Source organism: Streptomyces sp. CBMA29 (assembly GCF_014596445.1).
Taxonomy (GTDB): Bacteria; Actinomycetota; Actinomycetes; order Streptomycetales; family Streptomycetaceae; genus Actinacidiphila.
This window is the reverse complement of sequence record NZ_MECL01000164.1, coordinates 1-14,388: the sequence shown is the minus strand read 5'-3', so window position 1 is coordinate 14,388 and position 14,388 is coordinate 1. Positions and strand designations below refer to the sequence as shown.

Annotated in this window: 11 protein-coding genes; 7 read left to right on the top strand and 4 right to left on the bottom strand. The window is 70.7% G+C overall.

Annotated elements, in window-relative coordinates:
• The first annotated feature begins 10 nt into the window (after positions 1-10).
• From BGM09_RS21765 to BGM09_RS21755, 3 genes are all read left to right on the top strand, one after another.
• The gene (locus BGM09_RS21765; RefSeq protein WP_188283346.1) at positions 11-793 is read left to right on the top strand and encodes a hypothetical protein; all 783 of its coding nucleotides are present in this window, start codon (positions 11-13) and stop codon (positions 791-793) included.
• Positions 794-831: 38 nt separating this feature from the next.
• Positions 832-1,863 carry a phosphotransferase family protein gene (locus BGM09_RS21760; protein ID WP_188283345.1) on the top strand — a complete coding sequence of 344 codons (1,032 nt, stop codon included), beginning with the start codon at positions 832-834 and terminating at the stop codon, positions 1,861-1,863.
• 184 nt (positions 1,864-2,047) lie between these two features.
• Positions 2,048-2,689, top strand: coding sequence for a hemerythrin domain-containing protein (locus BGM09_RS21755; protein ID WP_188283344.1), 642 nt, complete (start codon positions 2,048-2,050; stop codon positions 2,687-2,689).
• A 77-nt stretch (positions 2,690-2,766) separates the two neighbouring features.
• Here the strand turns inward: BGM09_RS21755 and BGM09_RS21750 are convergent, their stop codons facing one another.
• The 3 genes from BGM09_RS21750 to BGM09_RS21740 form a co-directional block, all read right to left on the bottom strand.
• Complete coding sequence (locus tag BGM09_RS21750) at positions 2,767-3,696, bottom strand: zinc-binding dehydrogenase (protein ID WP_188283343.1); 930 nt, start codon at positions 3,694-3,696, stop codon at positions 2,767-2,769.
• Between the two features lie 261 nt (positions 3,697-3,957).
• Positions 3,958-4,959 (bottom strand): beta-ketoacyl-ACP synthase III, encoded by a 1,002-nt coding sequence (locus BGM09_RS21745; RefSeq protein ID WP_188283342.1) that lies wholly within the window; start codon positions 4,957-4,959, stop codon positions 3,958-3,960.
• Between the two features lie 490 nt (positions 4,960-5,449).
• Entirely contained in the window at positions 5,450-7,498 is a 2,049-nt protein-coding gene (locus tag BGM09_RS21740; RefSeq protein WP_188283341.1) for an ATP-binding protein, read from the bottom strand.
• Between the two features lie 680 nt (positions 7,499-8,178).
• Between BGM09_RS21740 and BGM09_RS21735 the strand changes: the two genes are divergently transcribed.
• Genes BGM09_RS21735 through BGM09_RS21725 form a run of 3 tightly spaced genes read left to right on the top strand, consistent with a single transcriptional unit; the run spans position 8,179 to position 11,401 of the window.
• The gene (locus BGM09_RS21735) at positions 8,179-9,480 is read left to right on the top strand and encodes an ABC transporter substrate-binding protein (RefSeq protein WP_188283340.1); all 1,302 of its coding nucleotides are present in this window, start codon (positions 8,179-8,181) and stop codon (positions 9,478-9,480) included.
• Complete coding sequence (locus BGM09_RS21730; protein WP_188283339.1) at positions 9,480-10,484, top strand: carbohydrate ABC transporter permease; 1,005 nt, start codon at positions 9,480-9,482, stop codon at positions 10,482-10,484. Before BGM09_RS21735 ends, BGM09_RS21730 begins: the two co-directional genes overlap by 1 nt.
• Positions 10,481-11,401 (top strand): carbohydrate ABC transporter permease, encoded by a 921-nt coding sequence (locus tag BGM09_RS21725; RefSeq protein ID WP_188283338.1) that lies wholly within the window; start codon positions 10,481-10,483, stop codon positions 11,399-11,401. Before BGM09_RS21730 ends, BGM09_RS21725 begins: the two co-directional genes overlap by 4 nt.
• A gap of 93 nt (positions 11,402-11,494) precedes the next feature.
• On the opposite strand, the gene BGM09_RS21720 is transcribed toward BGM09_RS21725, so the two are convergent.
• Positions 11,495-13,117, bottom strand: coding sequence for an XRE family transcriptional regulator (locus BGM09_RS21720; RefSeq protein WP_188283337.1), 1,623 nt, complete (start codon positions 13,115-13,117; stop codon positions 11,495-11,497).
• A 311-nt stretch (positions 13,118-13,428) separates the two neighbouring features.
• Between BGM09_RS21720 and BGM09_RS21715 the strand changes: the two genes are divergently transcribed.
• Positions 13,429-14,328, top strand: coding sequence for an acyl-ACP desaturase (locus BGM09_RS21715; protein ID WP_188283336.1), 900 nt, complete (start codon positions 13,429-13,431; stop codon positions 14,326-14,328).
• The last annotated feature ends 60 nt before the right edge of the window (positions 14,329-14,388 follow it).

Below are 14,388 nucleotides of genomic sequence, written 5' to 3'. Positions count from 1 at the left end.
GTCCCGCGCCATGTCCGCCACGGCAGCAGCAGTCGTCCCGCCGCCCGGCCGCGCCCCCGCGCGCGGCGCCGAGCGGCTGGCGTACGGGGTCGGCGCCGCGCTCATCGTGTCGGGCCTGTTCCACCTGGGGGTCTTCGCGGTGGACGGCGGGCCGTGGGACGGCCCGGTCTCCTGGCGCAAGCCCTTCACCTTCGGGGTGTCCTTCGGTCTGACCCTGATCGCGCTCGCCTGGGTGACCTCGTACGTGCGGATCGGCGAGCGGACCCGCTCCACGCTGCTCGCCCTCTTCGCGGCCGACTGCGTCCTGGAGGTCGCCGGGATCACCGTGCAGGCGTGGCGGCACGTGCCCTCGCACTTCGACATGGAGACGCCGGTGAACTCCGCCGTCGCCATGTCGCTGGCCGTCGGCGGCGCGCTGCTCGTCGTGGTCCTCACAACCTTCGCCGTCGCCGCCTTCCGCACCCCGCCCGCCGGACCCGCCGGAATGCCGCTCGCGCTGCGCGCCGGATTCGCGCTGCTGCTGGTCGGTCTGCTCTCCGGCGCCGCGATGATCGCCCGCGGGGTCGTCGAGACCAGGACGGGCGACCAGCAGGCCGCGTACCACTCGACCGGCGCCCTCAAGCCGCTGCACGCGGTGAGCCTGCACGCGGTCCTCGTACTCCCCGCCCTGGCCTGGCTGTTGGCCCGTACGCCCTGGTCGGAGTCCGTCAGGCGGCGGATCGTGCTCGCCGCCGTGTGGGCCTACGCGGCCGTCGCCGTGGGCGCGCTCGGCTGGGGACTGGCGACCGCGTAGGGTTCGGCACCACGGAAGCCGGCCACGGGGAGGGGCGGATGGCGCCGCTGACGCAGGACGACACGGTGACCGGAGCACTGGAGCGCGCCGGAATCCCCGCGGCCGGGATCGCCGGACACGCGCCGCTCCAGGGCGGCACGTACAACGCGATGCACCGCGTCGAACTCACCGACGGCGCCGTCCTCGTGCTCAAGATCCCGCCGCCGTCGCGGGTCCCGAAGCTCGGCTACGAACGCGAACTCCTGCGCGGCGAGGCCCGGTTCTACGAGGGCGCCGCCGCGGTGGGGGTGCCCGCGCCGCGCGTGGTGCACGCCGAGTACGACGACGGGAGCGAACAGGCCGTTCCTTTCCTGCTGATGACGCACTGCCCCGGTGTCACCTGGCGGGCGGCGGGACAGGCCGCCGAGCGGGACGGCGCGCAGGCGGCGGAGGGCGTCGGGGAGGCCGAGAGCGCGCGGCTGTGGCGGGAGACCGGCGGCCTGCTGGCCCGGCTGCACGCGGTGCGCGGACCGGCCTTCGGCTACCCGGCGCAGACCATCGCCCCGCTCGGCTCCCGCTGGCGGCCCGCCTTCACGGCGATGACCGACGCCGTCCTGGACGACGCGGAGCGGTACGAACCCTGGCTGCCGTTCCCGGTCGCCGAGATCCGTGCCGCGCTGGCGACGGCGGCGCCCGTACTCGACGAGGTCACCGAGCCCGCGCTGGTCCACTTCGACCTGTGGCCGGGCAACATCATGCTCCACGGTCCGGCGGGCGCCCGTACGGTCAGCGGCCTCATCGACGGCGAGCGGATGTTCTGGGGCGACCCGCTGGCGGATTTCGCGTCGCTGTCGATCGGGCGCGACGACATCGAGCGCGACTCCGCCTTCCTCGCCGGATACGGCGCGGGCGGCGGGCGTACGGACTTCGACGCGGCGGCCCGGCGGCGGATCGCGCTGTACCGCTGCTACCTGTTCCTGATCATGCTGGTCGAAGTGGTGCCGCGAGGAACCGCGGGCGAGCATCTGGCATGGGTGAGGCAGTACACGGGGCCGCGCCTGGCGGCGGCGCTGCGGGCCTCGGCGGGGTGACGTGACGAGCCCCGGGACGAGGGGCCGCGGCCGAACCCGGCCTCCTTATCGCGGAGTTCGCCCCGATCGGCGCGGAAGTCGTCGCCGCCGCGGGCCTCCGGGTTCGTGAGGAGGAAGCACCGTGACAGGCGTCGGTGCCACCATCTGACCACGTACCCGCGCACGCACTCATCAGGAGGCACGCATGAGTACCTACACGCCGTCGGACGCACAGTCCCGGCTCGACTTCACCATGATGTACGCGGTGCACGACGCCTTCCGGCGCGACCTCGGCCGGCTGGTCACGGCCGCCGACCACAGAACCGGGAGTCCGCGGGCCTTCAAAGAGGGCTGGAAGAGCTTCACTTACTACTTGGACATCCACCACACCGCCGAGGACACCACCTTGTGGCCCGCCATGCGCGGGCGGATCGGAAGCGACCCCGAGCGGGTCGCGCTGCTGGACGCGATGGAGGCCGAGCACGCGGCGCTCGATCCGCTGATCGCGGCGGTCGACGCGCGGCTCGCGGCGGGTGACACGGCCGGGTTGAGCGAGGACGCGGAGCGGCTGCGGGACGCGCTGACGGCGCACTTCGACCACGAGGAGGACGCGGGGCTGCCGCTGGTGGGGGACGTGGTGACCGCCAGGCAGTGGGACGCCTTCGGCGCGGAACAGCGCAGGCAGGTGGGGACGAAGGGGGCGGCGACGTTCTTCCCCTGGCTCCTGGACTCGGCGCCGGCCGCCACCGAGCAGAAGGTGCTGGCGCTCGTTCCGCCGCCCGTCCGCTTCCTCTTCCGCAAGACCTGGCGACCGCGCTACGAGAAGCAGTCCCCCTGGGCCAAGTAGCCCCTGCCGTGAGCGCGTTCACCGCGCGGAGGGGGTCGGGCGACCTCCGCGCGGTGGACACCCCGGACCTGCTCGGGTCAAAGAGCCAGCACTACCTTGCCGTTGACCTGGCGACGGTCCAGGCACCGCAGCGCGGGCGCCGGATCGGTCCATGAGCCGACCAGCGCGACCTGGGGGTCCAGCCGTTCCTCGGTGACGAGTTGGAGCAGGAAGGCCAGGTCGTGGCCGACGTCGTGGCGGGTGATCTCGTCGAAGAGGAAGACGTAGTGGAGGCTGACACCGGGCCGGGCGCGCCCCCAGTCGCGGGGAAGCCGTAACTCGGCCCGCGCGGTGTTGCCGTAGACGACCACGCTGCCGCCCGGGGCGACGGACTCGAAGGCCCGGGTGAGGACGGTGCCGCCGCAACTGTCGAGCAGGATGTCGACGGGTACGCCGGGGTCGGTGCCGTAGGTCGCGACGACGTCGGCGCCGAGGGCGGCGAGGCCGGTCGCGCGGTCCGGGGAGCCGACCCAGGCGATCACGTGAGCGCCCGCGGCGGAGGCGAGTTGGACGGCCGCGCGGCCGACTCCACCGCCCGCGCCGGTGATCAGTACGGTGCGGCCGAGCAGGCGGCCGGCCCGCTGGAGGGCGTAGAGGGCGGTGAGGCCCGCGACGGGAAGGGCCGCCGCGGCGGCCCAGTCGACGGCGTCGGGCAGCCGGGCGAGCCTGCGGGTGTCGAGGGCGACGCGCTCCGCCCAGCCGTCGCGGTCGGCGAGGCCGACGACGCGCGTGCCCACGGCGGGGCCCGATCCGTCGGCCGCCGGGCGCAGTACGGTGCCCGCGACGTCCCAGCCGATCCGGGAGCCGGGGGGCAGCTCGTCGAGCACGGACAGTTCACCGCGGTTGACGGCGACCGCGCTGACCGCGATCAGGGCCTGTCCGGGCAGCGGTTCCGGCTCGTCGACCGGGTCGAGCCGGAGTCGGCCGTCCGCGTTGTCCGCGTCGTCCGTTGTGACCAGGGCTTTCATCAGCTACCCGCCTTCTTCGTCACACGTCACCAGTGGGGAGAGGGAGAGCGGTGCGCACCCGGCCGCGCGAGATTCCGGGCGTGTCCCGTTCTCCTCCTGGTACGTAGAGTCGTTAACTCCGGTAGCTGTGACGGCCGATGATCGTTCATTTTCGAACGGCGGGTGTCGCGGGCGGGAAAGGCACCGGCCGCCGCCCCCGTGTGCCGGGGCGGCGGCCGGTGTCAAGTGGTCGCGCTGCGCGCTGTGCTGGAGTGCGGTGGGTCAGGGCAGGGTGGCGACCACGGCGGCGTAGGACAGGCCGGAGCCGTACCCGAGCAGCAGGGCGGTGTCGCCGGAGTTGGCCTCGCCGGAGGCGAGCACCGCTTCCATGGCCTGCGGGATGGACGCACCGGAGGTGTTGCCGTTGGTCACGATGTCCTTGGCGACGGTGACTTCGGGCGGCAGGCCGATGGACTTGGCCATGCTGTCGATGATGCGCTCGTTCGCCTGGTGCGGGATGAACGTGTCGAGGTCGGCCGGGCCGACGCCCGCCACGTCCAGCGCCTGCTTGGCCACCTTGGCCATCTCGTAGACCGCCCAGCGGAAGACCCGCTGCCCGTCCTGGCGCAGTGCGGGGAACTTGTGGCCGGGGTCGTCCTTGAGCACGTCCCAGGGTGCCGTCTGCTCGATCGCGTCGGCCTGTGAGCCGTCCGCGCCCCAGACCACCGGGCCGATGCCCGGTGTGTCCGACGGGCCGATGACGACGGCCCCCGCGCCGTCGCCGAAGATGAACGCCGTCGAACGGTCGCTGAGGTCGAGCAGATCGGTCATCCGCTCCACGCCGACGACCAGGACGTGGCCGCCTCTGGCGCGCACGGCGTCGGAGGCGAGCACCACGCCGTGGACGAATCCGGCGCAGCCCGCGGTGATGTCGAAGGCCGCGGCCTCGGTGGCGCCGATCCGGTGGGCGATCTCCGTGGCGACCGCGGGTGTCTGCATGAGGTGGGTGAAGGTGGCGGCGATCACGCAGGTGATGCGGTCCGGGGTGAGCCCGGCTGCCGCGATGGCCTTGCTGGCGGCCTGCTCCGCCATTACGCCCAGGGTCTCGTCGGGACCGGCCCAGCGGCGGGTCACGATGCCGGTTCTGGAGCGGATCCATTCGTCCGAGGAGTCGATGTATCGACATACTTCGGCGTTGTCGACGACCGACCGGGGGCGATACGCGCCGACACCGAGAATTCGGGTGTGCCGTGCGCCGTCGGGCACGGCGATCTCAGCTTTCATGGGAGCCTTTCAGGCCATCGGCCATGGATGGGGGTCAGACCTTGCATCAGGCAGTGACCCATCGTCCTCGACGTGGTGTACGTCGCTCAACGCAGGGTCGCCATACGAATGATCCCGCGATTCAGCAGGAAAGAAGACCAATCCTTCCTCCACGCCGAGAGGTGGCCTGGAATCGACGCAGGCATGGCACACCTGTCCGAGACCAACCGCCCCGACCTGCGGCTTCTCTGTCCGAGCTCGCTTCGGCGCCATCGTTCGCACGGCCGGATCACCCCCCTTGCGGCGCGTCCTGCGGATCTAATCCCGTACGGTAAACGGCAAAAGGCGCACAGTGGTTCCGCCGAAAGGGCAATTGACATCAATGCGATAACGTGAAGCGCCGGAGTCGGCTCCGGGAACACACGATATTCGTTACCGATCAGTATCGGCCAACGCGCCGTCTCCACCGCGGCGGCCCGTGTCACGCGTCACACCCGCCGGGTCACGGCGGTCAGCGTTGCGCCGGGGGCTCCTCGGCGAGGGCGGCGGCCAGCGCGGTGCGGCCGTACTCCGCGGCGCCGCGCCGGTACGCCCTGTCGTACGCGGCGTCGCCGACCAGAGCGCGGGCGGTCGCCTCGCACTGCTCGCGTACCCCGCGCAACTCCGGCGTGCCGCGCTGCGGGTGCCCGACGCTGCGCCAGTACGACTCGCCGACGCCGTAGACGGTGGCCGCCTGCTCACCCCTGCCCTCCGCGGCCAGCGCGGCGGCCAGCAGGTCGAGGCCGAGCGCGATCCCGAAGGCGTCGCCGAGCAGCCGCTTGCTCTCCAGCATGGTGCGGGCGTGTCCCGCGGCCTCGTACGGCGCGGACTGGAATAGCGCGATCAGCGCGAGTTGGTACTCCAGGTAGGACAGCGTCCAGACCTCGCCGAGCTGCGCGCAGTGCTGGCGCAGTTCGCGGGCCCGCGCCCGCGCCTCGGGGAGCCGGCCGAGGCCGGTGAGCGCGAAGACCGCGACGAGGTGGCAGCGCAGCCGGGAGGGCGAGTCGAAGGCCCAGCCCGGTACGGCGGCCAGCGCCGCGTCCACGGTGTCGCGGGCGTCCTCGGCGCGGCCGGTGAGCAGGGCCAGCAGCCCGGACAGGTACGCGGCGGCGAACTGCGCCTCCTTGTCCCCGTCGTACGCGGCGGCCCGGGTGGCCAGTTCGCTCACCTGGAGCGCCGAGGGGTAGTCGCCCTGGAGGGTGATGGTCACCCCCAGCGCGCACAGCGCACGGGTGCGTTCGGGGCCCTGGGTGTCGTGCGCCATCAGCGCGCGTTCCAAGTAGCCGCGGGCTTCCTTGAGATGGCCGCAGCAAGTCCAGAAGAAGCAGAGCAGTCCGGCGAGTTCGGCGGCGCGGGCGGGTTCGGTGGCCAGCAGGTGGTCGAGCGCGGTGCGCAGGTCGGTGTGGACGTCGTCTATCTGCCGGTAGCAGCGGGCCTGTTCGCTGCTCGACCACAGGGCGTCGGCGCGCCGGGCCAGTTCCAGGAAGTGCTCGGCGTGCCGGTCGGCCAGGGCGCGTTCCTCGCCCAGCTCGCGCAGCCACTCCTGGCCGTACTCGCGGATGGTGTCGAGCATCCGGTAGCGGTGGCCGTCCCTGCGGACCACGGACTGGGCCACGAGGCGTTCCAGGGTGGCGGCGACGGCGTGTTCGGCGAGCGGGCCGCCGGAGGTCACCGCGCGGGCGGCGGCGAGGTCGAAGGAGCCGCGGAAGACGGTGAGCCGGGCCCACAGCAACCGCTCGACCGGCGCGCACAGTTCGTGGCTCCAGCCGATGGTGGTCCGCAGGGTGCGGTGCCGCGGCGGCCAGACGAAGTCGGCGCGGGCCAGCACGTCGAAGCGGAAGCCGAGCCGGGACGAGACGTCCTCGACGGTGGAGGGGCCGACCTGGGCCGCGGCCAACTCCAGTGCCAGCGGGATTCCTTCGAGACGGCGGCAGATCTCGGCGGCGGCACGGGCGGCGGCGGGGCCCGCGAGGGCGTCGGGGTCGGAGTCGGTCACGCGCCGGGTGAACAGCGCGAGCGCGTCGGCGCCGTCGACGTCCAGCGGCCCCACTTCGGTCAGTTCCTCGCCCGCCAGGTTCAACGGGCGCCTGCTGGTGGTCAGTACGGTCAGCCCCGGCGCGGAGGTGAGCAGTTCGCCGACCAGGTGGGCGCACTCGTCAACCAGGTGCTCACAGGAGTCCAGGACCAGTAACAGGCGCTTGTCCGCGAGCCATTCGCACAGCGCTTCCACCGGCATGCGCGGTGAGTGGTCGGAGAGGTCGACCGCGTCCGAGACGGCGGCCAGCAGCAACTCGGCGTTCTCCAGGGTCGACAGGTCGGCCCACCACACCCCGTCGGGGAACCGCGGCGCGGCCCGCTGCGCGGTGCGGGCGGCGGAGCGCTGCGCGATACGGGTCTTGCCGACGCCGCCCGCACCGGTGAGTGTGACCAGCCGGTGGGTCGCGAGCGCGGTGTCCAACCGCGCCAACTCCTCCTGCCGCCCCTCGAAGCTGGTCGTTTCCTCGGGGATGTAGCCCATCATGGGGACAGCCTGGCATTGTCCGGCCACACAGGGCAGCCACAAGGCCGGAGCAAAACGGGCCGGTTGACTTCCGGAACGATCTCGTCCGGTGTCGGCGATCATTGCCGATCATCGCGCGATGCCCGAACTTTACCGCTATCTCCGGCAATTCGGGCGCGCGGATGTCGAGTTCACCGGGTTCGGGTCCCCACGACTCGGCCATGGCGTCGGAAGCACGCAATATCAAACATGAGAAGAGATGGATCTTCAGGACCCGCTGCCGCTTTGGTGCATGTTGTTCCATCCGGTTCGATCGTGCTCGGACCGCCTCCGAGCTGCCACGATCCGACCGCTACCCTGAACCGTCTCTCCCCTGCGGGGCGGCAACGGAATGGGGCGGCCAATCAGCACGTCACCTGCACATCACGGTCCGGCAACGCATCCGTAATGGGGCGTTGACGCTCCTGGGTATCTGGCGTAGAACTACCCCTGCGGTTGAGATGGCGTTTCATCTTGGTGACTTCTGTTGGAAATCGATAGGCTACAGGCCCTCCAGAAACGTCCACTCCGCCATCGCTCGCCTACCGCACCCGGAACGGCCACACACACATGGAGGCACCATGTCGGACGTCGAATCAACGGGAAGCAGCACAGCGGGAAGCGGCCTGGACACCGGTGGTGCATCGCCGTCGCGCAGAAACGTGCTCAGAGGCGTCGCGGGCGCCGCCGGTCTCGCCGTCGTCTCCGGCGGCCTGCTGACGGCCTGTGGCAGCGACTCGAAGGACTCCAAGGACAAGAGCAGCCCCAGCGCCTCCGGCGGCAAGGTCGGCGGCACCGTGACCTTCGGGTCCAACTACTCCGACGCCGCGCCGAAGGCCGCCTTCGCGACCCTCACCGCCGCCGCCGCCGCGAGCACCAAGGCGCAGGTCAAGATCAACACGGTCGACCACAACACGTTCCAGGAGAACATCACCAGCTATCTCCAGGGCACCCCGGACGACCTGTTCACCTGGTTCGCGGGCTACCGCATGCAGTACTTCGCCGCGCAGGGTCTGGCTCAGCCGCTGGACGACGTGTGGGACAAGATCGGCGGCAACTTCGGCGACGCGGCCAAGAAGCTCTCCACCGGCCTCGACGGCCACCAGTACCTGGTGCCGCTGTACAACTACCCGTGGGTGGTCTTCTACAACAAGAGCCAGTTCGCGGCCAAGGGCTACTCCGTGCCCACCACCTGGGACGCCTACGTGGCGCTGGCCAAGAAGATGAAGGGCGACGGCATCATCCCGATCGCCTTCGGCGACAAGGACGGCTGGCCCGCCCTCGGCACCTTCGACATCCTCAACATGCGCATCAACGGGTACGACTACCACACCAAGTTGATGAAGCACGAGATCCCGTGGACCGACCAGGGCGTGCACACGGTCTTCCAGCACTGGGCCGAGATCCTGCCCTACACGCAGACCGGCGCCAACGGGCGGATCTGGCAGGACGCGGCCAAGACCCTGGAGACCAAGAAGGCCGGGATGATGTTCCAGGGCACCAACCAGGTGGCCGCGCAGTACGTCTCGGACAAGGCCGACCTGGACGACCTGGACTTCTTCACCTTCCCCGCGATCAACCCGGCGTACGGCCAGGACTACATGGACGCGCCGACCGACGGCTTCATGCTCAGCAAGAAGGCCAAGAACACCGACGCGGCCAAGGCGATCCTGGAGTACATCGGCACCGGACAGGCCGAGTCGGACTTCCTGAAGACCGACCAGTGGGACGTCGGTCTGGCCACCGGCCTCCAGGTGCCGACGTACAACGCGATCCAGAAGAAGTCGGTCACCGAGATCGCCAAGTGCAAGGCGGTGGCGCAGTTCATGGACCGCGACGCCGACCCGGCGATGGCCACCGCGATGATCTCGATCATCCAGAAGTTCATCGACGACCCGAGCGCGGGCAACATCGCCGGCCTCCAGAAGAGCGCCGAGGCCCAGGCGAAGGCGATCTACTCCTGATGAGTTCCACCCAGACGCCCGCCCCGGCGGCGGCGGAAACCACGGCCACGCCGAAGGTCCGCCGCCGCCGGGGCATACGCAAGCTGAGCGCGCGCGACCGCGTGGTCGTCGCGCTCCTGCTGGGCATACCGCTCCTGCTCGACCTGGTCTTCGTCTGGTTCCCTGCGCTCGGCACGGTGCTGCTGTCGTTCACCAAGTGGAACGGCGTCGGCAGTCTGCACACCAAGACCTGTCAGCCGAACCTGCCGTCGATCCTCAACAACGGCTGTGTGTACGGCGTTCAGAACTACCACCAGGCCGCCACGATCTACCCGGAGTTCTGGCCCGCCGTCCGGCACAATCTGATCTGGCTTGCCGTCTTCGTCCTGATCGCCACCCCGCTGGGCATGCTCTTCGCCGTCCTCATCGACCGCGGCATCCGGGGCAGCCGGATGTACCAGAGCATCCTCTTCCTGCCCGTGATGCTCTCCCTGGCGCTGGTCGGCATCATCTGGGAGTTCATGTACTCGCAGAACTTCGGGCTGATCAACACCGTCATCGGGCGCAACGGCAACGACAACGCCATCGACTGGCTCGGCAATCCACACCTGAACCTGTGGTCGGTCCTGGTCGAGGCCACCTGGCGGCAGGCCGGATACGTCATGGTGCTCTACCTGGCCGGGCTCAAGGCAGTTGACCCGACGCTGCGCGAAGCGGCCCTGGTCGACGGCGCCAACGCCTGGCAGACCTTCTGGCGGGTGATCTTCCCCGTGATGCGCCCGATCAACATCGTCATCATGGTGGTCACCGTCATCGAGTCGTTGCGCGCCTTCGACCTGGTGTACATCACCAACAAGGGCATCAACGGCCTGGAACTGCTCTCGGTCCTGGTCACCTCCAACATCGTCGGAGAGACCCAACGGGTCGGCTTCGGCTCCGCGCTGGGCGTGGTGCTGCTGGTGATCTCGCTGGTGCCGATCAGCGTCTTCCTGTACCAGACGTTCAGCCGTGAGGAATCGCGATGACCACCGATACCCTGCCGCGGCTGCACACCGAACCCGCCGCGCGGCCCCCGGGCCCCAGGAAGCCGCGCCCCTGGGGCCAGATCGCCTCGCAGGTCTTCCTGATCTGCGCCTCGGTCCTCTGGCTGCTGCCGATCGCCTTCGCGCTGTACGTGGCCGTCCGCCCGTACTCCGACACCCGCAAGTACGGCTATGTCTCGCTGCCGCACCACCTGACGTTGAAGAACTTCAGCGACGCGTGGACCCAGTCGGACATGAAGCACTTCTTCTGGAACTCGGTGCTCATCACCGTTCCCGCGGTGATCATCGTGCTGGCCCTGGCGTCCGGTGTGGCCTTCGTCCTGACCCGGGTCAACGTCAAGCTCAACATCGCGCTGCTGATCCTCTTCACGGCGGGCAACCTGCTCCCCCAGCAGGTCATCATCACCCCGCTGTACCGGATCTACCTGAAGATCTCGCTGCCCGGCTTCCTCAGCGGCAGCGGCCTGATGTACAACTCGATCTTCGGCCTCATCGTCATCAACGTGGCCTTCCAACTGGGCTTCTGCGTCTTCGTGCTGAGCAACTACATGAAGTCGATCCCCGACGAGATGTACGAGGCCGCGCTGGTCGACGGCGCGGGGCTGTGGACCCGGTACTGGAAGCTCACCCTGCCGCTGTGCCGTCCGGCGCTCGCGGCGCTGGCGACGCTGCTGACGACCTGGATCTACAACGACTTCTTCTGGGCCATCACCTTGATGTCGTCGGGCGACAAACGGCCGGTCACCTCGGCACTGGCCAATCTCCAGGGGCAGTTCGTCTCCAACCAGAACCTCATCGCCGCCGCCGCGATGATCGCGGCGGTGCCGACGCTGGTGGTCTACATCCTGCTCCAGAAGCAGTTCATCGCCGGGCTGTCGCTGGGCTCCAGCAAGGGCTGAGCGCACGGGCAGGGACCGCGCCGCCGGTCCTGTCCCCCAACGGCCGCCCCCGGGAACCCCGTTCCCGGGGGCGGCCGGCCGTCGCGGCGGCGGTCACGCCCGCTTCGCGGCGCCGCCGGCCCTGACCCGCGACGGCAGCCGCAGCCACCAGGACGCCGCCGCGCGGGTCTTGGAGGGGATGCGCGGATCGCCGGAGACCCGCCGCAGGAGATCGGTCTCACCGCTGATGCCGAGCCCGTAGACGGCGGCGGAGGCCGCGCGCCCACCGGCCGGGCGGGAGGCGCCGCCGGCGCCGGGGGTCAGCGCCAGCGCGTTCTCCCAGAAGGACCGCGGGCTGGCCCCGCCCATGTGCGCAAGCGCCGACGTGGCGGCCCTGACCACCGCCTCCGGCAGGGTCGGAGCGAGCGCCAGCCGTTGGACCAGCGGCCGTTCCGCCGTGCCCCCGACGATCCGCAGGGCTTCGAGCAGCCGCCCGGCGAGCGTCACTTCGCGGGCGACGGCCAGCCGGGACAGCTCGTACGACATCGCGGCGGCCACCGGCGCCCGGTAGGGGGTGGCCGCGACCATCATGGCCGCGTACAGGCGCAGGTCGAAGACCGGGTGCAACAGCATCTCGCGGACCAGCAGGGGCAGCAGCGGGTCCGTGAAACGCGGGATCTCGCGGGAGACGGCCGACAGGGCGCAGGCGGTGACGCGGGCGGCGATGTCGGAGCCGTACCGCTCTCCGGGACCGGTACGGGTGCGGGCCGGGAGCGACGGCGGCGCGCCGTCCAGCATCCGCGACACGACGGCGGCGAGCGCGCGTTCCTCCGCCTGGTGCCCGTCGGCGTCGTGCGCCACCTGATTGACCAGCCGGGTGAGCGCCGCCGACTGCGGCCGGTCGAAGTGCTGGAGCCTGACCTTGCGTACACAGGCCAGCAGCGCGCCGAGGAAGGCGCTGTCGTTGGTGGGCCTGGCCAGTTGGGCGAGCACGCCCGAGGCCGCGTCCGGGTGCGCGCTGGAGTCCAGCAGACAGACCGGTTCGAGGAAGACCTGATTGTGGGCGTCCGCCGCCCAGGCGATGCACGCCGAGACCGCAGCGACCTGTCCCGAGGGGTGGCCGAGCACCCGGTTCAGCGCCTCGTGCCGCTGCTGCCAGGCCAGGCCGTCGGAGACCAGCGACTCGGTGAGCAGGCGTTCGGCAAGCGCGGTCCAGTCCCGTGAGCGCAGCCGCAGTTGGGGGTGGAGGACGAGCAGGACGGTCAGCTCGTCCCACTCGGCGCCGGTGACCGGCGTGTCGTCCAGGGCCCGGTCCAAAAGCGCGTCGACCCGCCGTTCCGCCGCGCCGAGATCGCCCGGCGCGCGGGCCAGCAGCGGTACGGCTCCCGCGGACGGGGCCGCGTACCGGTGGAGGATGTCGATGGTGGCGGTCAACTGGCCCGGCGGCAGGCCGAGTAACTGCTCGTAGCGGCGGACCGCGGGCTGGCCGACCCTCGTCACACCGGTCTCCCAGCGGGAGATGGAGCTGACGCTCACCTGCGCGGGCCAGGAGCCGCCGTGGAAGGAGCGGGCGAAGGAGTCGCCCTTCGCCCAGCGCGGTTCGCGGCCGTAGAGCCGGTTGACCCGCAGCAGCCACGCGGCACGGTCCTGGGTCGTCGGCAGCGGGGCACGCGCGGGGGCGGCCGACCGCCGCCGTCCGCTCGATCCGTACGGCCGCCCGCGTGTGCTCTTCACCATCGCCACCCCGGTGATCCCTACGCGTCCCGTATTTATTGCAGTGCCCCCCGGCCCGCGCAACGCGCAGTCACATTAGACCCGGCCGACCGTACTGTGGCCATCATTCGGCCAGTCGCGGGAGGGGCGGGCCGGATCGCCGGGGCGCACAAAGGGGGCGCGCGCCCGGAACACGCTGTGCGCACAGCGCCTCACCCGACCTTTCGGCACGGAATTTCACACAGGAACACGCGACAAACGTCTGCTCCCTTTCCCTCGTCCGGTACTGACCCGGCATCAGCGAACTGTCCGCTCCGCATCCGTCTGGGGGAATCATGCGGAAAGACCAGGAAAACCAGCTCCAGGAAGTCTTCGACACCTACGCGCTCACCTGGGGGCCGGTGCAATGGCGCTCGCGGGTCGCGGCCGTCCGCCGTACCGGGAACGACACCTTCGCCTCGATGCTGTACGCGCTCGCGGCCGTCGAGACCGATTCCGCGCTGATGCGCAGAAAGGTGCACGCGATCCGGGGCGACCGGGCGAACGCGCTCGCGCAGTTCAACATCCTGTGGCTGGCGGAGGAGGCCGAGCACGGTTATGCGCTGCGCGCCGCCGCTTCGGCGCTCGGCGCTCCGAGGAAACCGTCGGCCGTGCGACGCAACACCCGCCACATACGCGCACTGGTGACCTGGCCGACGCTGTACGCGGCCGGTCTGCTCATGCCGCACATCCAGGCGATGTACTGCGTTCTCGGCGCGATGCAGGAGTACATCGCGCTGACGACCTACCGGCGGATCGGCGAATTGGTGGGTGATCCGGCTCTCGACGATCTGCTGAAGGCAATCGCGCGTCAGGAGTCGCACCACATGAAGTTCTACCGCAATTGCGCGCTGATCCTGCTGGAGGAGCCGGGCGCGCGCGGGACCGCGCGGCTGACCATGCCCACGCTGTGGCGTCCGCCGGGCATCGACCTGCTCGGCCTCGACCGGTGGCTCGACGTGTTCGGCCCGCTGCTGCGCGACCCGGTGTACGCCGACCGGCTCGCGCGGGCCGACGCCGTACTCGGCGACCTGATCGAGGACCACTCGGTGACGCCGATGACCTCCTTCCTCGCCAAGGCCGGGCCCCGCCTGCACGCCGCGGCGGACACCGTCCCGGCGCCGGCCGGGAGCACCGCCGTCCGCCTGCCCCTCGTCGGGGCCGCCGACCGGTCCGTCGGCGGGCGGCGCCGATGAGGTCGTTCCGCTCCGGCGGCTGGGAGTTCCCGGTCGGCGACGCCGGGCCGCGCGACGGCG